Source organism: Paenibacillus sp. FSL R7-0302 (genome assembly GCF_038006885.1).
GTDB lineage: Bacteria > Bacillota > Bacilli > Paenibacillales > Paenibacillaceae > Paenibacillus_AQ.
Window position 1 is genome coordinate 3,642,078 of the sequence record NZ_JBBOWB010000001.1, and the last position, 20,276, is coordinate 3,662,353.

At 52.9% G+C, this 20,276-nt stretch carries 18 protein-coding genes; 7 read left to right on the forward strand and 11 right to left on the reverse strand.

Going from position 1 to position 20,276, the window contains the following annotated elements; translation table 11 throughout:
- Positions 1–15: 15 nt before the first annotated feature.
- From MKY96_RS16050 to MKY96_RS16060, 3 genes are all read left to right on the forward strand, one after another.
- On the forward strand, positions 16–1,686 hold the full coding sequence (locus MKY96_RS16050) for an extracellular solute-binding protein (RefSeq protein ID WP_340941604.1): 1,671 nt from the start codon (positions 16–18) through the stop codon (positions 1,684–1,686).
- Positions 1,687–1,845: 159 nt separating this feature from the next.
- Positions 1,846–3,687: a sensor histidine kinase gene (locus MKY96_RS16055; protein ID WP_340941605.1), complete on the forward strand. Its 1,842-nt coding sequence runs from the start codon at positions 1,846–1,848 to the stop codon at positions 3,685–3,687.
- A 2-nt stretch (positions 3,688–3,689) separates the two neighbouring features.
- Complete coding sequence (locus tag MKY96_RS16060) at positions 3,690–5,261, forward strand: response regulator (protein WP_340941607.1); 1,572 nt, start codon at positions 3,690–3,692, stop codon at positions 5,259–5,261.
- A gap of 80 nt (positions 5,262–5,341) precedes the next feature.
- On the opposite strand, the gene MKY96_RS16065 is transcribed toward MKY96_RS16060, so the two are convergent.
- Positions 5,342–5,539 (reverse strand): hypothetical protein, encoded by a 198-nt coding sequence (locus tag MKY96_RS16065; RefSeq protein ID WP_340941608.1) that lies wholly within the window; start codon positions 5,537–5,539, stop codon positions 5,342–5,344.
- A gap of 23 nt (positions 5,540–5,562) precedes the next feature.
- Entirely contained in the window at positions 5,563–5,973 is a 411-nt protein-coding gene (locus MKY96_RS16070; RefSeq protein ID WP_340941610.1) for a hypothetical protein, read from the reverse strand.
- Between the two features lie 122 nt (positions 5,974–6,095).
- Between MKY96_RS16070 and MKY96_RS16075 the strand changes: the two genes are divergently transcribed.
- The 3 genes from MKY96_RS16075 to MKY96_RS16085 all read left to right on the forward strand — a co-directional run bounded on the left by MKY96_RS16075 (position 6,096) and on the right by MKY96_RS16085 (position 10,412).
- The gene (locus tag MKY96_RS16075; protein WP_340941611.1) at positions 6,096–8,747 is read left to right on the forward strand and encodes a family 16 glycosylhydrolase; all 2,652 of its coding nucleotides are present in this window, start codon (positions 6,096–6,098) and stop codon (positions 8,745–8,747) included.
- 211 nt (positions 8,748–8,958) lie between these two features.
- On the forward strand, positions 8,959–9,453 hold the full coding sequence (locus tag MKY96_RS16080; RefSeq protein ID WP_340941612.1) for an RNA polymerase sigma factor: 495 nt from the start codon (positions 8,959–8,961) through the stop codon (positions 9,451–9,453).
- Between the two features lie 62 nt (positions 9,454–9,515).
- Positions 9,516–10,412: a hypothetical protein gene (locus MKY96_RS16085; RefSeq protein WP_340941613.1), complete on the forward strand. Its 897-nt coding sequence runs from the start codon at positions 9,516–9,518 to the stop codon at positions 10,410–10,412.
- Between the two features lie 86 nt (positions 10,413–10,498).
- On the opposite strand, the gene MKY96_RS16090 is transcribed toward MKY96_RS16085, so the two are convergent.
- The 4 genes from MKY96_RS16090 to MKY96_RS16105 all read right to left on the reverse strand — a co-directional run bounded on the left by MKY96_RS16090 (position 10,499) and on the right by MKY96_RS16105 (position 12,593).
- Positions 10,499–11,041, reverse strand: a complete 543-nt coding sequence (locus tag MKY96_RS16090; RefSeq protein ID WP_340941614.1) for an AAA family ATPase — start codon at positions 11,039–11,041, stop codon at positions 10,499–10,501.
- The gene (locus tag MKY96_RS16095; RefSeq protein ID WP_340941615.1) at positions 11,038–11,577 is read right to left on the reverse strand and encodes a hypothetical protein; all 540 of its coding nucleotides are present in this window, start codon (positions 11,575–11,577) and stop codon (positions 11,038–11,040) included. The genes MKY96_RS16090 and MKY96_RS16095 overlap by 4 nt, the downstream gene beginning before the upstream one ends.
- The gene (locus MKY96_RS16100; protein WP_340941616.1) at positions 11,574–11,993 is read right to left on the reverse strand and encodes a MerR family transcriptional regulator; all 420 of its coding nucleotides are present in this window, start codon (positions 11,991–11,993) and stop codon (positions 11,574–11,576) included. Before MKY96_RS16100 ends, MKY96_RS16095 begins: the two co-directional genes overlap by 4 nt.
- Before the next feature lie 252 nt (positions 11,994–12,245).
- Positions 12,246–12,593 (reverse strand): DUF4064 domain-containing protein, encoded by a 348-nt coding sequence (locus MKY96_RS16105; protein ID WP_340941618.1) that lies wholly within the window; start codon positions 12,591–12,593, stop codon positions 12,246–12,248.
- Positions 12,594–12,906: 313 nt separating this feature from the next.
- Between MKY96_RS16105 and MKY96_RS16110 the strand changes: the two genes are divergently transcribed.
- Positions 12,907–13,791, forward strand: coding sequence for a LysR substrate-binding domain-containing protein (locus tag MKY96_RS16110; RefSeq protein WP_340941619.1), 885 nt, complete (start codon positions 12,907–12,909; stop codon positions 13,789–13,791).
- 21 nt (positions 13,792–13,812) lie between these two features.
- On the opposite strand, the gene MKY96_RS16115 is transcribed toward MKY96_RS16110, so the two are convergent.
- The 5 genes from MKY96_RS16115 to MKY96_RS16135 all read right to left on the reverse strand — a co-directional run bounded on the left by MKY96_RS16115 (position 13,813) and on the right by MKY96_RS16135 (position 19,978).
- Positions 13,813–14,802, reverse strand: coding sequence for an aldo/keto reductase family protein (locus MKY96_RS16115; RefSeq protein ID WP_340941620.1), 990 nt, complete (start codon positions 14,800–14,802; stop codon positions 13,813–13,815).
- Between the two features lie 208 nt (positions 14,803–15,010).
- The gene (locus MKY96_RS16120; protein WP_340941621.1) at positions 15,011–15,547 is read right to left on the reverse strand and encodes a hypothetical protein; all 537 of its coding nucleotides are present in this window, start codon (positions 15,545–15,547) and stop codon (positions 15,011–15,013) included.
- A gap of 146 nt (positions 15,548–15,693) precedes the next feature.
- On the reverse strand, positions 15,694–18,123 hold the full coding sequence (helD, locus tag MKY96_RS16125; RefSeq protein WP_340941622.1) for an RNA polymerase recycling motor HelD: 2,430 nt from the start codon (positions 18,121–18,123) through the stop codon (positions 15,694–15,696).
- A gap of 291 nt (positions 18,124–18,414) precedes the next feature.
- On the reverse strand, positions 18,415–19,008 hold the full coding sequence (locus MKY96_RS16130) for a flavin reductase family protein (RefSeq protein ID WP_340941624.1): 594 nt from the start codon (positions 19,006–19,008) through the stop codon (positions 18,415–18,417).
- 31 nt (positions 19,009–19,039) lie between these two features.
- A complete protein-coding gene (locus MKY96_RS16135; RefSeq protein WP_340941625.1) occupies positions 19,040–19,978 on the reverse strand; it encodes a ring-cleaving dioxygenase in 939 nt (312 codons plus the stop codon).
- Positions 19,979–20,276: the final 298 nt, after the last annotated feature.

Genomic DNA, 20,276 nt, shown 5'->3' on the forward strand with positions numbered 1-20,276 from the left:
AAGGATGATTATGCTGTGAAAAGCAAACCTGTACGCCCCATCCTGGCCGCAATGATGACTGTAACCTTGGCATTAAGCATAGCCGCCTGCAGCAGCAATTCCGCCACTAAGGAGAATACGCCGACGGCTGCGCCTCAGGCCGAAGCGTCAGCGGAACCGCAGACCGAGACCAAGCTGAATGCGGAGGAGCCCGCCTGGAAGCTCGATACCAGTCCGGTGGATCTCACGTGGTTCGTCGGCGCGAACTGGTATGCCCACACCTGGGGCGAGAGCCTAGCTTCCAAGTATGTCACCGAGAAGACGGGCGTGAACGTCAAGCTGGAGGTTCCCTCGGGGGAAGCGAATGAGCAGGTTACGCTGATGATGACCTCCGGCAAGCTGCCTGACCTGATCAGCATGGGCTCCTGGGAGACCGCTGTCAAAAAACTGTGGGAGGGCGATCATGTCTATGCGCTCAATGAACTGGCCGACAAGTATGATCCCTACTTCTTCAAGGTTGCCGGTGACGGCACACTGAAGTGGTACCGGCAGGAGAACGGCAACACCTACGGAGTGCCGAATGATTCCTACAGCCCTAACCTGATGCACGAGACCGGCATGACGGCGGCCAACCAGACCTTCCTGGTCCGCAAGGATCTGTACGAGGAGATGGGCAAGCCGGACCTCAGTACCCCGGAAGGCTTCCTCAGTGCGCTGCAGCTGCTGAAGGATAAGTACCCCGAGTATAAGGGCCAGCCGATCAGCCCCTTTTTCGCCCAGGGCAATGTGCCTTACGGGATGACGGAATATCTCCAGAATCTGCTGGCGGTTCCGCATGAGAAGGATGGCAAAGTATATGACCGTATTACCGACCCTGATTACATCGCCTGGCTCAAAACCTTCCGTACCGCCTACGAGCGCGGACTGATTAACGTCGATTTCCTGGTGGATTCCGATACCCAGGTAGAGGAGAAAACGAACAACGCCCGCTACTTCATGATGATCCGCGAATGGACCGGCATGTCAGCGGTCAATCCGATGCTAGCGGCGGGGGCCAACCCGGACTCTTACTACATCGCGGTTGACGGGCCGCAGAATAACAAGGGCGAGAGCGCCAAGCTATTCCCCGGCAACATGGACGGCTGGATGGTGACCATGATCAGCAAATCCACGGAGAACCCGGAGCGGGCGATCCGCTTCCTGACCTACCTCGCCAGTGAAGAAGGCCAGCGCGACCTGTTCCTCGGCAAGGAGGGCGAAACCTGGGATTCCGTGGACGGCAAACCGCAGCTGAAGGCCGAGTTCGCCGACATGCTGGGCAGCAATATCGAGAAGCTGGAGAAAGAATACGGCATTCTGGACACCTACTGGATGATGCGTAACCCGGTCATCGTCAACCAGTGGAGACCGGAGAAAGCCCCGGTCATCAAGCAGATGGAGGACTTCGCGAATGCGCAGGCCGATATTGACAGCGGGATCTACAAAGGCCTGGACCCGCTCGGCGATTCCGATGTGGCCGTAGCCTGGTCACGGATCTCCCAGAACTGGGAAGAGGTGCTGCCGGAGCTGATTACGGCCAAGGATGAGGCGGCTTTTGACAAGGTGTTCGAGAGCTTCCGCTCCCGCCGCGACGGCTACGGGTTCGCGCAGGTGATGGAATACCGGCAGACCGAGCTGGATGCCCGCAAGGCCAAGATGGCGGAATAATCCGCCTGTGTAATGGAGCTGTACCGGCGGCCGTGAGGGCTGCCGGTATTTCCTGCATAGAGGAGGCTCCCTACGGGCTGTAGCTGCTAAAATACGTGCCATATTCCCTACCAGCCCATTTATGATCTATGCTATATTACTGGGATGGAGGGGTTACCGATGAAGAAGCTGCTGACCACGTTAAGAAGGCTATACCGCAATGCCCCGATCTCGCAAAAGCTGTTCCTGGCCTTCAGCCTGATGATCGCCATCCCGGCCATTGTGGTGTCTTCCCTGTTCATCCGCAGCCAGGAGAACCAGCTCTATAAAGAGGCTATGGCCGAGGGCAGCAACCATATCGCCCGGATGAACGAACGGCTGCGCAGCCGGCTTGAACTTCTTGAGAACGCTTCCTCAACAGCCCTGACCCAGAAGTCCTTCGTGGATTTCATCCATTCGGGCATGCGCGGGGACGGTCTGCGGCTTGTGAAATTCAAGCAGAACCATTATGAACAGATGCATAACATTATCCAGAGCCATGCGATGATTAGCAGTCTAAGCTTCTATGTAGATAACCCTGATGTCTATGAAATCTGGCCGGAAATCTATCACTACAGCAAGTTCTGGCCGCAGGATTACTGGATGACCCTCCGGGATGAAGGCGGTGCCGCCTTCCGGCTGTTCTCCTTCAAGGATGGCGCAGATACCTTGTCTTACTACAGGCTGGTGCGGCTTCAGGGCCAGCAGCAGAGGCTGCCTACGATTATGGAGATCCGGGCGCGGCATAACGTCTTGTTCAGCGATCTGCTGGAGGACAGCGGGCGGGATTTCTTCACCGTGATCATGGACAGCGCAGATGCTTCCCGTAATGTCTACCTTCCGGGGCATGTGTTCCCGCAGAAGGCCGGAGAGAAGCTGGATGACATCCTTAGCCGGACCCATGAGCAATTGAACGTACTGGAGCAAAAGGCCCCCATTGAGGTCCATTCCGGGGACCAGACTTACTATGCGCTCTACCGTTATATCGCTCCCCTGAACGCCTATGTGGTGGACATCGCCTCCCGTCAGGCACTGATGAAAGGTCCGCGCGACGGGTATCTGCTGGTCATTGCCATCACCTCCTCCGTCCTGCTGCTGATGCTGCTGCTGGTGTCGAGGATGACCCGGCGGATCTTCCGACGCTTAGAGAAGGTGCTGGGCTCGATGCGCAAGGTGCGCAGGGGCCAGCTGGATGCCAAGATTGATACCGGGCTTGGCGCGAACGAAACCGGTGACGAAATTGACTATGTAGCCGTCAGCTACAATAGTATGCTGGACGAAATCCAGCAGCTGATGACACAGGTAGTAGATAAGCAGCTTATCGCCAAGAATGCGCAGCTCCACTCTCTCCATTCGCAGATCAACTCCCACTTTCTGTACAATGCGCTGGAATCTATCAGAATGCGCGCAGAGGTGGAACGGCAGCCTGCCATCGCAGGCGCTCTCGTCTCGCTGGGGTCCCTGCTGCGTTACAGCATGCAATGGCGCAGCGATACGGTCGCGCTCAGCGAGGAGCTGGCCAATATCCGCAGCTATATCCGGTTCATCAACTTCATGGAAGGCGGGAGCACGGAGCTGTCGGCCGATCTCCCCCCGGAGGTCCAGCGCTACCGCATCCCCAAGATGTGCATGCAGCCCATTGTCGAGAACGCCGTACACCATGCAGCCCCTTCCGGCGGCAGTATTCAGATCACCATTTCGGTACGGGTAGAGAATGACAGTCTGCTGCTGATCGAGATCAGCGATGACGGCGCCGGGGTAGCTCCCCGGATGCTGGACAGCCTGCAGTCTGTGCTGCGGGGGGACTCTGACACCCCGATTATCAGCAGCAGCAGCAGCGGGCTGGGGCTGGACAATGTACATAAGCGCCTGCAGCTCCATTACGGCACGGATTGCGGCCTGTGGATCAGCAGCGTTCAAGGGGAATATACCTGTGTAACCCTGAGGCTGCCCTGGGAAAATGAGAATCTTGGAGGTTGGTAGGCATGATCAATATTCTGGTGGTGGATGATCAAAAGCATATCCGCGACGGACTGCAGGCGATGCTCCGCCAGTTCCCGCAGCAGCCGGGGCATATGTACAGCGCCGCTAACGGGCTTGAAGCTCTGGAGCTTCTCCGGGCGCACAGCATCCAGCTCGTCATTACCGATATCCGCATGCCGGATATGGACGGCCTTGCGCTTATGGCGCAAAGCCGGCTGGAAGGCCTGAAGGCGGATTATCTGATCATTAGCGGATACAGCGATTTCGCCTATGCCCAGAAGGCCATTGAGCTCGGGGCCAAAGGTTACCTGCTCAAGCCTGTGAAGCGCGAGGACCTGCAGGTCTCGGTGGAGCATGTCTGGCAGGAGATCGAGACGCGCATATTGCTCACCAGCGATATCGAGCGGCTCTCGCAGCGTGCCCGGGAGACGGACCGCAAGGAGCTGCGGATGTATATGCAAGGTGCGGCGGGCGATGAAGCGTGGATTGCCGCGACTGAGCAGCAGAACCCGGGGCTGTGGCGCAGCTACCGCCTCTGCCATCTGCGCGAGGAGCGCTGGATTAACCAGCCGGGGGCCAGCAGCAGTCACAGCATCGAAGCTGTGGCTTACCGTGTGTACGGCAGACAGGGCTGCATCTGTCTCCAGCACCGCCCCCACCTGGTCCTGGCCGTGGATGCAGCCATAGATCCGGGAGCCTTGCCTGCTGCGCTCAGCGAAGAGCAGATCGGGGCTGTCACGGCCATGACTGAGCCGCACCAAGGATTAAGCACTCTGCCGGGCAGTTATATACAGGTGCTTGATCTGTACCGCCACAGCTTTCTTTTCCCGGATACGCGCTGCCTGCTGCCTCAGCACATCGCACGGCTGGAGCAGCACTGGGAGCTTCCTTATGAGGAACTGTATGCTCTCTTCCAGTTAACCGGCACAAGTAACAGCGGCAGAATCACCCAAGGGATCTCCAGTCTCTTCCATAAGGAGGTGCTTCAGCGCTATCACATCCGTTACACCCAGCAGCTATGCCGCGCCGTTGTCCGGATGATGGAGGATTATGAGCGTGTCATCCGTCCTTATCTGGGTGAAGAAGCGCTTGATCTGGAGTGTCTGCGCAATCTGTTCGACTATCCCGGCATCCGCGAATATATCCAGGCCTTACAGCAGCAGCTCCTGCGGCTCGACCAGTTCTACTATGAATACAAGTGCAGCTACCGCAGCTCGCAGGATCTGAATGAGGCTATCCGCTTCATCCACGAGAATTACCACAAGCCGCTGGATCTCGCGATGGTGTCCAATCATGTCTCGCTGAATTACGCCTACTTCTCCAACCAGTTCAAGAAGAATATCGGCAAGGGCTTCGCCGAATACTTGCGTGATGTGCGTCTGGGCAAAGCGCGGCGTCTGCTGGCCGAGACCGACCACAAGATCATCGAGATTGCCGCCATGGTCGGCTACGAGAGCTACAAAAGCTTCACCCGCGCCTTCCGCGAAGCTATGGACATGCAGCCGACCGAATACCGTCTGCTGATCCGCCGGAAGCCTGCCAGTGAAGAGGATTACCGCGATGCTGTGCTGTGAAAAAAATCTGCCCCTGCGCTCCGCGCCAGTCACCAGCTATCGGGCGGCTGATTCAACCTATGCTCCGTCCGCTCCGCTATTTATGCGAAATTCCCAGCGCGGCCGACCTTCTGGTCCCGCGCTGGGCAGAAGGTAATCGGTTTTCCGATTACATTCCCTCCCCGCGCCTCCGCCATGCCTAATGTAATCGGTTTTCCGATTACATTCCCTCCCCACGCCTCCGCCACGCCCATTGTAATCGGTTTTCCGATTACATTCCCTCCACGCGCCTCCGCCATGCCCAATGTAATCGGTTTTCCGATTACATTCCGCCCACGCGGCCTCCGCCACGCCCAATGTAATCGGTTTTCCGATTACATTCCGCCCACGCGGCCTCCGCCACGCCCATTGTAATCGGTTTTCCGATTACATTCCGCCCACGCGCCTCCGCCACGCCCACTGTAATCGGTTTTCCGATTACATTCCCTCCACGCGCCTCCGCCACGCCCATTGTAATCGGTTTTCCGATTACATTCCCTCCACGCGCCTCCGCCATGCACATTGTAATCGGTTTTCCGATTACATTCCCTCCCCACGCCTCCGCCACGCCCATTGTAATCGGTTTTCCGATTACATTCCCTCCCCGCGTCTCCGCCATACCCAATGTAATCGGTTTTCCGATTACATTCCGCCCACGCGCCCCGCGCCAGCCCTTCACTGGCAGCAGACCCAAAAAATTGGGTCAAAACAAAAAGGATTGTCCCTTTTAGCAGCTGACAAGTTTCGATAGAATAAAGATGTTCTCTCACATGTAAGCGGTTACCTTCACTACCATTTAATTAAAGGAGGGCAAGTATGAAGCGAATTTATGTTACGCAACCCGGTTTCAAGCGGAAGGTGCTTAGTTTGTTACTGGTCCTGCTGCTGTTGTCCGGCATCGGCCAGCTCCCTGCTTCGGGCATCCGTACAGCGGAGGCCGCAGGAACTGCAGTTACCTCAATGGCTTATTTCTCAGCGGCAGACGGTCCGGTTATCTCCAAATCAGGTGTCGGTCAGGCGAGCTACGGTTTCGTTATGCCGGTATTTAACGGCGGGTCTGCGTCCTGGAGCGATGTGTCGGATGATGTAGGCGTCAAAGTCAAAGTAAATGGCAACTGGGTTGACATTGACAGCGCAGGCGGCTTTGTCTACAACCAGAACTGGGGACACTGGAGCGACGGCGGACAGAACGGCTACTGGTTCACCCTGTCGGCTACAACCGAGATCCAGCTCCACTCTAAGGCGAATAGCGGGGTTACGCTGAATTATACGCTGGCTTTTCAGAACCTGAACAAGACAACGATCACCGCGATGACACCAACCCAAGGGCCGCAGATTACAGCGGGCTTCACCGGCGGGGCCGGCTTCACCTACCCTACCTTCAATAATGATCCGGCGCTCACCTATGAAGCTGTGGCCGATGACCTGAAGGTGTATGTGAAGCCGGTGAACAGCAGCACCTGGATTGATATTGACAACAATGCAGCCAGCGGCTGGATCTACGACAGCAACTTCGGTCAGTTCACCGAAGGAGGCGGCGGATACTGGTTCACGATCACCGAATCTATCAACGTCAAGCTAGAGTCCAAGACCTCATCCGCGAACGTGATCTACACCCTTACCTTCAATCAGCCCGTCAGAGCTTCCTATGTCCTATCCGCTTATGAAGGCACAGCTTTCACTGCGGATAACAACGGGTCTATCGGATTCCCTCTGCCGAAAATTGACGGGGGTGCACCGATTGGCAGCGAGCTGGGCAAATACGTCTATCAGATCAAAATCGGCGGCCAGTGGGTCGATCTGAGCAATTCCGCCCAGAGCGGCTTCGTCTATGCAGGCAACGGCTACAACAATATGTCCGCGGCCAACCAGTGGGGCTATTGGGCCGATTACGTCTATGGACTGTGGTTCCAGCCGATCCAGGAGAATATGGAGATCCGCATCGGCTATCCGTTAAACGGCCAGCAGGGCGGCAATATCGGCAGCAATTATGTGTATTATACCTTCACCGGTAACCCGAATGCTCCGCGTCCAGATGAAAGCGATCAGGAAGATATTACGTTGGGCACTCCGTCAGACCCGGCCGTAGCGGGCATGAACCTGCTCTGGCAGGATGAGTTCAGCGGAACCGCATTGGATACCAGCAAGTGGAACTATGAGCAGGGTTACTATATCACCAATGACCCTAACAGCTGGGGCTGGGGGAATAACGAGCTGCAGCATTATACGAATAGTACGGAGAATGTGTTTGTGCAGAACGGCCAGCTGAACATCCGGGCCAAGAACGATCCGAAGTCCTTCCCGCAGGACCCGAACCGCTATGCACAATACTCCTCCGGCAAAATCAACACCAAAGACCATCTGTCCTTCCAGTACGGCCGGGTAGACATCCGTGCCAAGCTGCCGACAGGCAACGGTATCTGGCCCGCGCTGTGGATGCTCCCGCAGGATGCGGCTTATGGAGCCTGGGCTGCATCCGGTGAGATTGACATTATGGAAGCCAAAGGACGGCTGCCCGGCACGACCAGCGGCGCGGTTCACTTCGGCGGACAATGGCCGGTGAACAAGTACATCGCCGGGGAGTATCACTTCCCGCAAGGCCAGACCTTTGCGAACGACTATCACGTATATTCCATGGTCTGGGAAGATGACAACGTGAAATGGTATGTGGACGGCAAATTCTTCTTCAAGGTCAATAGAGAGCAGTGGTATTCTGTAGCGGCACCGAACAATCCTAATGCTCCCTTCGACAAGCCCTTCTATCTGATTATGAATCTGGCAGTGGGCGGACATTTCGACGGCGGACTGACTCCGGCTCCGTCCGATATCCCGGCAACGATGCAGGTCGATTATGTACGGGTGTATAAGGAAGGCAGCGGCGGCGGAAATCCTGGTAACCCGGGCAATCCGGGTACCGTTCCGGTTAGCGGCGTTACCGTAACTCCGTCAACCTCCCAGGTGGAGATTGGGCAGAATGTCCAGTTAACAGCTAACGTAGCACCTTCTGGTGCGTCCAACAAACAGGTGAACTGGAGCGTAGCGAACAGCAACATTGCATCAGTGAGCCAGAGTGGTCTTGTTACCGGAATTGCAACGGGAACCACTACCGTTACTGCAACAACCGCGGATGGTAACAAAACCTCCAGCAGCACAATCACTGTAGTCTCCCCGCCGCCAGCAACCATTGTGATCGGAGATCAGGTGCGCGGCTTGAAGAAAACAGGCAATAACCTGCTCTTCTATGTGAACGGCGCCACCTTCGCTGATCTGCATTACAAGATCAACGGCGGCGGCCAGCAGAACGTAGCCATGACCTCCGCAGGCAACGGCAATTACACCTACGCGGTCAATAACGTGCAGCAAGGCGATTCCGTAGAGTATTTCTTCACTTACAATCCGGGACAAGGGGCGCTGGACACCCCCTGGAAGACTTATGTTCACGGGGTAACCCAGGGAACCCCCGAGTAACAGCAGGATTCCTGCAAACAGATAAGTGACCGGATGAGCCGGCCGCTTCATACGGCCTCTATCACAGGGGATGAGGAAGTCTTGGACTTCTTCATCCCCTGTTTTTTGCTGTATCAGGGTGAGCTTAGAACAAGCAGAATAAATTCCCGGAAACAAAATGTGACCGGATGCCGTCCTAAAGGGTGTTATAGATAAAGGAGGGCATAACCTCATGCAGCAACCCATGACCCGGCCGGGCCATCCTGTGATGAAAAGCTACGAACAATATGCAGAAATGCTGTACCGGATTGCCCTGGTTCATCTGGGCAGCCGCCAGGATGCCGAAGAGGCTACGCAGGACACCTTCATCAAGCTGATGGAGAAGGCTCCCGTATTCAAGGATGACGAACACCAGAAGGCCTGGCTGATCCGGGTCATCACCAATCATTGCAAGAATCTGCTGGGCAGAGGCTGGCGCAAGCGCGAGGTCAAGCTCGAAGGGGTGGAGCCGGTCACGGCCGATAACCCCGAGGAGCTGGCGGTCTTGCAGCTCGTGCTGGCCCTGCCGGTGAAGTATAAGACTGTGATTCATCTGTACTATTACGAGGATTATCCCGTCCAGGAGATCAGCAGAATTCTGCAGATCAGCGAGTCTGCCGTGAAGATGAGACTTCAGCGCGGACGTCAGCTGTTAAGACTGGAACTGGAAGGAGCAGAAGAGGAATGAAGGAAGATCAGTTTCGAACCCAATACAAGAAAGCGGTGGATACTATGAGTTCAAGCAGAGAAATGAAGCAAGGTTTAGAAGGTAAAATGGAACAAAAGCGCCGTCCGCGTAAGATGGTCTATATCGCAGCAAGCGTGTTGGTCGCCGCCGGAATCGGCCTGGCCGGACCCGGCGTAATGAAGCAGCTAAATGGTACAGCTTCCCCTAATCAAGTAGCCCAGGTAGATCCGGGCACGCCTTCGGCAGGGAATTCTGCCGGAGTCGTCATTCCCAAGATCGAGCTGTCGGATAAAAGCTCCGGTGCCCAAGCCGATATGATCGGCCTGGTCGTCTACCAGGGCAATATCTATACCCAGGCGGCGATCCGCATTGAAGCAGCCGATGCGGCTGCACTGCGCGGGGAGAAGCTGGGCCGCACGACCAGCGGGATTGATGAATGGAGCGGCAAGGATGCGTATACGGAGCTGGCCTCGAACATCGGGGAGACGGATATCTATGCTGTCAAAGGATATGATTCCGGCTTCCTGGTCATGTCTTATACAGAGGCAGACGGTCAGGTGTTCGCGGAGCTGTACGAACATACGAACGGAATTACCGTGAACAGCGGAGCCGATCTGATCGGCAAGCTGAACCTGGACGGGCGCATCGCCTCTGCCCAGTGGGAGAGCTTCGATAGCTGGAACAACGGCAAGCAGCAATACCTTCCGCTGCCGGAAGACGCAGCGCTTAACGGCTTCCTGAGCGCGCTTAATGCCGCCAAGCCGCTGTCCGCAGACTCGCTCATGGCGCAAGGCATCTATGACAATGAGGACCGCAAGCTGGTTTACCTCGAACTTGCTGACAAAGCCCGGGTTGAGCTAACCTTGTTCGGCAAGGGACTTGTGCGCTACGGCAATGCGCCAGTATTCTTCGAGGTTGAGCCCGGTGCTTTCCAGGCGCTGTGGGATAACCTAAAATAGTTCAAAGGCCATCCCTGCCGGGATGGCCTTAAGCTTTTACACACGAATAGAAAGTAAACCATCCTATACACCGCAGATTTATTCACCTAAGAGACAATTCCCGTGCTACCCTTCCATTTTTCCTTAATATACTCCTTGATCTGTTCCGCCAGCGCGGCCGTAGGTGTAGAAGTGGTGTCAAAAGTAGGCATCGGCGGATCATACTCCGTATCTGCATGGTCCAGCAGCCACTGCGCGAATTCCTCGTGCTGCCTGAGCATATCCTCTGTCCAGGTTGCTGCATCCTCCCGGCCCCGCAGGCGGGCATTTCGGGTGGCATCGTCACAATGCAGGTTAATAAAGTGCACTTCACTGAAAGCATCATAAACATCGCATTTCTTGGCGTCCCAGGGCATCATCGTCCCGCAAATAATCGTTCCTCTTCCCGACAACGCAACGACATGCGCACAATGAAACAGCACATTATACCGGTCCTGGTACTCTAGCTTCTTCCCCGTCGTCCCGAAATTATCGTCATCCGTACTGAACAGAACAAATTCCGGCATCTGCTCCCTCAACTCATGCATGACCGTGGTTTTACCTACTCCGCTGGCTCCGGTGATAATGAATAATGGTAATTGGGTTCTCATATGCTCTCGATCTTAGCTCCTTCCACGCGGTATTTCTTCTCCCATTCCGACATAGCGTTGGAATCAAGCCTGATTAGCTTGGCCGGGGTGTATTCGTTATACTCATTCAGCTCACTTTTGTCTTGTGGAAGTTGCAGTTCTTTAATTCTGCGCACCACTTCCTCATCGGTATGAATCTCCACCGACTCCTCCTCAGACACGACCTTCAGCGGAATCACCTGCTTAACATTGGTACCGGTTCCATCCCTACCCGTGTAAGACAATTCAACCGCCAGACTATACTCCCCGCAAGGGACCGACTCCCGGGTGAAGATTTCAACGTACAGGTCCGTTACTGACTGCGTATCGTCAATCCATATTCTCCCACTGCTGTCTTCAACAGCACCATTCAGATTAGGGGACCGGTGAAGCCCTGCCGGAAGGATTAATTGTAAGCGGGCATTCTGCACCCCGCCGGGCAGCGCGATGTGAAGCCAGAGATGATTCATTCCTTCTTCCTGCTCTATAGCAGATTTTGCAAAGCGGATATGGATCATACCTGCCCCTCCTCTTGAAGTAGTCTAGTAATCGTCTCAAGCATCTTCTCCTTCAGCGCCGTTGAGATGCGCGGACTAACGGAGAGAATGACATCCTCACTAACAACATGCAGCTCACTCTGGAGCATCTGATCCGATTGGTAGAGCCGCAGGTTATCGCCCAGCTTCATGATTTCGTCCATCGTCAGTCCGGCTAACTTCTCTTGGGCCGAGGCCAACGTCTCGCCGCTCCTAGTTAATACAAGGATCGCCCGTAAATAATGCAAATGACTATCTGTATACGCCCTCTTATTGCCCACCAGTTCCAGCGGCGGCAACATCCCGATCTGCGTATAATACCTGACCGTCCGCAGATTCATCTGCGGATCTTCATTCTGTAGCACTTCAGCCAACTGCTTCGCGGTGTAGGTATTCATTGGATTCTCCTTCCTTACGGAATTTTTGTTACAGTTAACTGTATTTGTTACAGTTTAGTGTAAGACATGAAGAATGTCAATATTCTCACTTTACGTGAGATCCGGATATTGCTGGAGTTCAGAGGTAAAAGATTGATAGGTCCTAATTACAAAAAGAAAAAAGCCTGCCAACCTTAACTGGTTGATAGGCTTTTTTTAAAAAAATCCAAACTGTATAATTTATAATTTTAAATTTCCACAATTGTTCTGTACTTATTCAAATACAGGAGGAACTGTGGAATTTCCAGCTTTCTTCTTACTTAAAACTCCCATGAATCCAGCCACGATAAGTAGTACTCCTGAAAGAACGTAGAACAACGAAATACTGATAGCCCCAGCTACACCACTAACCAACATAAGATATCCAGCTAGTTTTGGCTTGCTTTTAGAGAACGCAGAACCAACTATTCCCAATATACTGAATAGTAACGCAGAAACTGCCAACCCTGTAATACTTGAAGTCCCACTATCCGAAAAAGCAGCATCAACGCCTCCGATAGCCATCGCTAAGAGTGAGGCGATAACACCAGTAATACCACCAATTAGACCCATTGCAAACATTCCAAATCCCCCCCATGGTAATTATTTCACAGGAGAATATTACTACTTTTTTAGATATTTGTATATACCTATATTTACATATTTCTAACTTTTTCGACAATTTACATTTCAATCAAATTACTAATCCCTCCGCTTCAGCTCCATCGTGCCGGTGATCCGTCCTCACGGTGTGTCGAAGGCCGCGTGTCCCGGCGGATATCTGCGTATAGTATCTGACTGTCTCCAGATTCATCTGCGGTGCTTCGCAGTATACATGCCGATCCTACCCCTTATGCTATACTAGCTTTATCTGTAGGAAAAGAGGACCACAACAATGGATATACGAAAATTACAATACTTCGTTGCGGTGGCGGAAGAGCTTCATTTCCATCGTGCCGCCGAGAAATTAAATATGACACAGCCTCCGTTGACTCAGCAGATTCAAGCGCTGGAACAAGAGCTTGGCGTGAAGCTGTTTGAACGGAACAAACGTCAAGTCCGCCTCACACCAGCGGGATCTGTTTTTTGGGAGGAAGCCACCCGGATCTTATCTCAACTGGAGCGGTCTATTCGAACGGTACAACTGGCAAGCCAAGGCATCATTGGACATTTAAATATAGCTTTCATCGGTTCAGCAGAGGGCGGCATCATGGTCGATGTGCTCAAAATCTTCCGGCAACGGTTCCCTCAAATACAGCTGAACCTGCTGGAGATGACTTCTGCCCAGCAATGGCAGGCTTTGCATGACGGCACCATCCATATTGGATTCCTTCGCTTCATTGAGCCGGCCAAGAACATTAGTCATTGCAGCCTGATCAACGAAACTCTGGTTGCTGTGTTGCCTGATCAACATCCGCTGGCCAAGCTTCCTGCATTGCCAGTGTCCGCTTTGCGTTCCGAGCCTTTTATTTTCTTTCCGCGTAAGCACGGTCTTCCTTTTCATGATCTGATTATGAGCTTCTGCGCTGAGCATGATGTTTACCCTCAGGTTGTACAGGAAGCCGTGCAGATGTATACCATTGTTAACCTTGTGGCAGCGAACCTGGGGGTTTCCATTGTCCCTTCTTCAGTTTCCGTCTTCCAGCGCAGCGGGGTCGTGTTCAGACCCTTCGAAGAAAATGCGCCGCCTGTTCCCTTCTACGCTGCCTGGAGAACGGATACGAATCAGGCCATCCTCTCTGCATTTATAGAGATTTTACAAGAGCATAATTCCAGGTGAAAGGTGAGCGGACAGCGTTACTCACCCGGTTTTTGCAGGATCACGCTCAACCAGTCCCTCTAATATTCTGTCGATCTCACTCAGCAAATCAGGTTCAAGAAGCACCCCCGAAGCCTTCACATTCTCTTGTACCTGCTCTGGTCTGGATGCCCCAATGATTGCAGCCGACACCTGCGGATTCTGCAGCACCCATGCTATGGCTAATTGCGGAAGCGTCAGCCCCGCCTCGTGTGCAAGTGAGGACAGCCGGGATACAGCCGTAAGAACCTCTGTGTGCAGCCACTGGCCAGCCAATCGTTGAAAAAACGGAGAACCCGCTGAAGTCGAAGCACGGGACCCCTGCGGGACAGGTTGATTCGGCAGATATTTTCCCGACAAAATGCCTTGGGCCAGCGGTGACCAGACAACCTGCCCGATCCCTTCCCGCTCAGAAGCCTGAATAACCTCCGCTTCAATTACCCGCCATAGCATCGAATATTGCGGCTGGCTGGCCACCAGAGGAACCCTCAGCTCCCGGGCCAACACCGCGGCTTGTGTGATCTGTTCCGCCGTCCATTCGCTGATCCCCACATACAGAACCTTCCCTTGACGCACCAGATCAGAGAAGGCCAGGAAGGTCTCCTCCAGCGAAACCTTTTTATCAAATCTATGGGCATAATAAATATCTATATAATCCGTCTGTAACCTTTTTAACGAAGAGTTACAAGCTTCCATAATATGCTTCCGGGATAGACCACGGTCATTAGGTCCTGTTCCTGTAGGCTGATAGACCTTGGTACATAACTCGATGCTTTCGCGCCGCACACCTGTTAAGACTTGTCCCAGCACCGTCTCCGCCTTCGTGTCCGAATACACATCTGCGGTGTCAAATGTAGTAATTCCCGCATCCAATGCAGCATGGACACAAGCTTTGGCGGTGTCATTATCCACTTGATCCCCATGCGTAATCCAGTTGCCAAAAGCAATCTCACTGACCGATAAGCCGCTGGCACCCAATTTACGATATTCCATCTTCTTACCTCCTTTTAATAGCCATTTAAGCGTAACAAATCACTATTAATAGGTGAAATATCATTTAACGAGTGTTTTGATATGAAAAAAGTATCACAGAGCCGTTCACTGCATTCTCATTGGCGGACCAGGCAAGCCTATGGTTAAAAGCCCACTAGCTGAAGCCAGCGGGCTAATTATGAAGTTCTTTATGGGATATCCGTTGGTATTACTTCCTATCAGCGAAAGCTTTGTAATCTGCCAAACCTATCCCCTTAACCTCTCCACCTTTATAAGCAAAACCTATTTCATAAAACTTATCTCTTTCTTCTGAGCCAACTTCAAAATCGGTAAGATATTTTTTGTTTATCGAATCATATCTATAGGCCGAAACTATTCCTTCATGTTCTATAAAATTATTTTTACCGTATATTCTTTTCAAATCATCTTGGTTCATATTAATCTCAGCGCCTTGTACAGTCTTATAGACACCTTTAGAATCTTCCCCCATATAGATATACACTAAAGAATTATCCCGGTAAAATATCCTTATATCACTCTCATAATTAAAAAAGTTTGTATTACCATCTTCTTCACCTTCTCCAAGCACCTTTTCTGCTAACGCACGACTCATACCGTAGCTTACAATTTGTTTTTCATCATTTACTCTCACAATTGCAAGATCATCTGTGGATAATCCTTTGCTTGATGACCCGCAGGCAGTGAGCAACACAACCATTAATAATAGAATAACACCTCGACGCATTTATATCCCCCTAAATATTTTCCTAAAGTTTACCATAGGAACTGCCGCTATGACTATGCATCTTTTCCGGGAGTTGTACAATTTGATCTGCTAATCCAACTTCCAAGCAAAGACCCCTCCATTAAATTGGAGAGGCCTTCTTAGAACTATAGCGTAGCTACTGTCTGCTCATACAACGCCCCATCTACCCCACCGACAAACGGCGTCCACTCCCCCGCAGTATACAACTGCAGCCGGTGCATAGCCCGAGTACATGCCGTATAAAAAAGCTTCCGCTCACTCTCCCTGAGATACGTCTGCGGGGAGGCGTCATAGATCAGTACGGCATCGAACTCCACGCCTTTGGCGAGATAGGCCGGTATCACCTGTATTCCTCGTTCAAAAGTTGGCGTATTCTTCGTAATCAGCCTCAGCTCCGGGGCGCCACCTTGGGCAGTCAGGCTCTCATAAGCTTCTCTGCTCTCTGCGGCCGTCTTCGTAATGACAGCGATGGAGCTATAGCCTTCAGCCTGAAGCTCAGCAAGATCCTCCAGGATGCGCTCTGCCTTCAGCTCCTTGCTCCCCAGCTTAGACAACACAGGCTTCCGGCCCCTCCGCTCAAAAGCCACAATCGCCTCGCCGCCGGGCAGCAGCCGCTTCGTGAACTCCACAATCTCAAAGGTCGAGCGGTAGCTGCGGACCAGCAGGAACTGGTTAGTCTCTTCTTCTCCATAGAGCTTTAGCAGCGGTGAGCTGCTTCCATACAGATTCGTCGCCTGCGTGAAGATCGCCTGGCCGAAGTCTCCCAGCACCGTCATGCGGGCACGCGGAAACAGCTTTTTGAGGAACTCATACTGGAACATGGAATAATCCTGGCCTTCATCCACGAAAATATGCCGCACCTGCGTATTCGTCCGCAAACCCTCGATCAGCTCTTTTAAATACAAATACGGGGTCGCATCTTCATACCAGAGTGTCCCGCTATCCAGCATCTTCCGGGTCTGCGCACAGATCTCCGGCCATAGCTCCGGTACCTCCGCTTCACCTGTCATTTCCCTGTAGGCCGTTTCATCACTGAACAATTGACGGTAGAGCCCGGCCATGTCGATAAAGGTGAACTTCCTGATCCCCCGTCTCAGCGGTTTGAACTGCTCCTTCACGATCATCTCTCCCAGCAGCGCCTCCTCCCGCTCGGCGTAATCGAAGTCCCCTTCATCCTGCTCCCGCTTATGCACCAGCAGCTCCTGCAGGCGAAGGTATTTCTCCGCGAAGTCGAACACGCCCTTCTCTCTGTGCAGCTTACCGTGCACTTCAGCATATTGGTCATTGTCGAGGTAATTCATCTCTTCCTCTACCCAGGCTGCCCCTTGCTCCTCCTTCTGTAGTCCCGCCAGCTCGGTGAGCAGCCATTTCTGCACCAGCTCCACCCGGTTCGGCAGACGAATCGAAGGATCATAGCTGTACAGCTTGCTCTTGATCTGCTGCCCCGAGATTAACACGCGGTCCCGGAAGCAAATGTCCTTGAACAGCATCCCCTCCAGCTTCAGCCACTGCGCATAACCCTGAAGTGCCCGGAGGAAGGCTTCCGACGCCTTATATCCGACTCCCTTAAGACGGGCTTCATAACCCTCTTCCTGCTGAGCGGTAAGCACGTATTCCATCTGATCGAACGAATCTTCTATCCGGTAATCCTGACCCAGCCACGTTTCCAGATACTCCTGAAAGGTCGTCTGCTGCATATTCTCTTCACCCAGCTCCGGAAGAACGGTGGATACATAGCTGTTGAACATCGGGTTCGGGGAAAATAATACGATCTGATCCGCCGTAAGCCGCTCCCGGTGTTTGTACAGCAGATAGGCTACGCGCTGGAGCGCTGCCGAGGTTTTGCCGCTGCCCGCCGCTCCCTGCACAATAAGCATCCGGCTGGTATCGTTACGGATAATCGCGTTCTGCTCGGCCTGAATCGTGGCTACGATGCTCTTCATTTGTGAATCTGCGCCTTTGCCAAGCACCTGCTGGAGCAGTTCATCTCCGATTGTAACGCTAGAATCGAACAAATGCTGGAGCTGACCGTCACGGATCTGGTACTGCCGCTTCAGTTCCATCGTTCCGCTAATCCGTTCTCCAGGTGTGTCGAAGGCTGCTTTTCCCGGCGGATAGTCGTAGTACAGGCTCGCAATCGGGGTCCGCCAGTCATAGACCACGAAGCTCAGACCATCCTCTTCGATGAAGGAGGACACTCCGATATAGACCTGTTCCACAGCCTTCTGACCCTCCTCATGAAAATCTATCCGCCCAAAATAAGGCGACGGCAGCAGCCGCTGCATATTCTTCCATTGCCGCAGCTTCCGCGCATGACTGCGTTCCCGTTCTGACAGGACTGCGTCCTGCTGGGTAATGGTGAAGAAGCTCTCTTCGAAATCCTCCTCCGTACTCGTATTGACCGTAACCTCTTCCCAGAATCTACGGCGGATATCTGTGGCCTGCTCCTTCAGCTGGCCAACCTCCGGCTCCAGGTTTGCGATCCCCGATTTCAGCTTCTCTTTGACCTGCTCCAGCCACTCCTGCTCCTGCTCCCAGCTGCTTACCTTCTCCATCACCTGATCACTCCTCTTTCTTGAAATAGTCCCAAACAGGCGGGTTGACAAACCGGATGTCCCTTTGCTATAATTAAAATATAAATAAGATGCGTTACCTCCGATCTGATTTTTAAAAATAGTCAACAGTCTTCTAACATTAGCATATTATTTCTTTGTATGCAATACTTCCTGAATCATAAATAACCCTGGCGCTTGCGCCAGGGTTTTGTTGTTTAGGTGATAACCTGTCCTTGTATTGCCCGCTATCCCCCGCTGAAACGGCTAACCGTCTGCTCACCAGCACAGCCGTTACACCGGCCGCTCAAGCTCAAAAATTTCCCCAATCCCCGCATAGTTATTCCCGGCCAGACGGCTGACCGCCCCTAATGCCACCGGATTAATTCTCCCCTGCTCGTAGATCGCCTCGTCCAGATGAAACTGCACGATCCTGCCGATCAACAGATCAGTATTTGGCAGCTCCAGACACTGCTCAAGGATACATTCCATCCGCACCTTCGCTTCCTGAACGCCGGGAACCTTAATGCGCAGGCTATCTACAGGCGTCATTCCGGCTAAGGTTATCTCACTCTGATCCGGCGGCAAAGGCGCGGCGGTCATATTCACCTGTCCGACATTCTGCTCATCCACAATATGAACCACAAACTCCTTCATTTGCTTAATGTTGCGTGCAGTATCCTTCGACTGGCCCCCGGCATGCTGAATAGAGATAGAGATCATCGGCGGATTGGAGGATACGATATTGAAGTAGCTGAACGGCGCACCGTTCAAGACCCCTCCCTCCGACAAGGTGGTTACAAAAGCAATCGGACGCGGGATAATTGTCCCGATCAGAAGCTTATAATTATCCCGTTCGGTGCCCTGCTGCGGATCAATAGGGATCATGCTCATGCCTCCTTTTTAATGTCAAAGCAGATTAGTCAAGCGCTCTTACAGTAACCGGCAGCAGAACTTGTTCAATCTTTGCTCTGTGCGGCTCGTATTGTTCCGGCAGCATCAGGCTGGTCCCCATCGTCTCCGGCGTTTCATCATGAGCGAAGCCCGGAGGATCGGTAGCGATCTCGAACAGAATCTCCCCATGCTCTCTGAAGTAGATAGCGTTGAAATAATTTCGGTCCTGCACCGGCGTTACCCCATATCCATTATCATGCACATAATCCTGCCATTCAAGCTGATCCTGGTCATCCTTCGCTCTCCAGGCAATATGGTGGACAGTGCCAACCCCCATTTCACCACGCGGTACAGCCGTCACCTTCAGCTCAATCACATTGCCCAGATCCGCAGCCGAGCGGTAGCGGGCGACATCGCCTTCCTGCCCCACGAATGTAAGTCCCATCACCTTCTCCAGCAGCTCAGCGGTTTGTTCCGGATGAGTGGACAGCAGTGTCGCGCCGCCGAAGCCCTTGATTGCCACCTCCGGTGTTACTCCGCTGAAGGTCCATTCATTACGCTCACCCGCCTCCCGTTCCACCAGTTCCAGATGCAGGCCGTGCGGATCATCGAATTCCAGGTACAGCTCCCCGAACCGCTCCATCTCTGTGTAAGCCACCTTGAATGCCGTGAGCCGCTCTCTCCAGAACGCCATCGCCTGGGCCGGAATCACATACGAAGTAACGCCAACCTGGCCCCCGCCGATCTTACCCTGGTACGCATCCGCCCATGGGAAGAAGGTAATAATGGTTCCCGGCTTCCCGCCATCATTGCCGAAGTAGAAATGATACGTTCCCGGATCATCGAAATTGACCGTTTGCTTCACCAGCCGCAGCCCCAGTACGCCTGCATAAAAGTCCATATTCTCCTGCGGATGCCCGACAATCGCGGTGATATGATGAATACCCATGGTTTGTTTGTTCATTTGAATTGCCTCCTAAGTTAATAAAATCGAATTATATCTTTACTTTAAGATATTTGGTTGAATATTATCTTTAAGTTAAGATAATTTATATCCTCACTTTACTTTCTATAGTTACAGTTGTCAAGTACTTGAGTACAATAAATAGCCCCTTCCTAAGAAGAGGCCGCTGAACTAATAGTTTTTGAACACATTTTACTAGATGAACAGTGACAATCCTGCACATTTTGCAACATTCTGCTCACTCTAAGACCCGTAATCAAAAAATGTTGCACAAAAGGCAGCTTCTCCGCCTCCACCA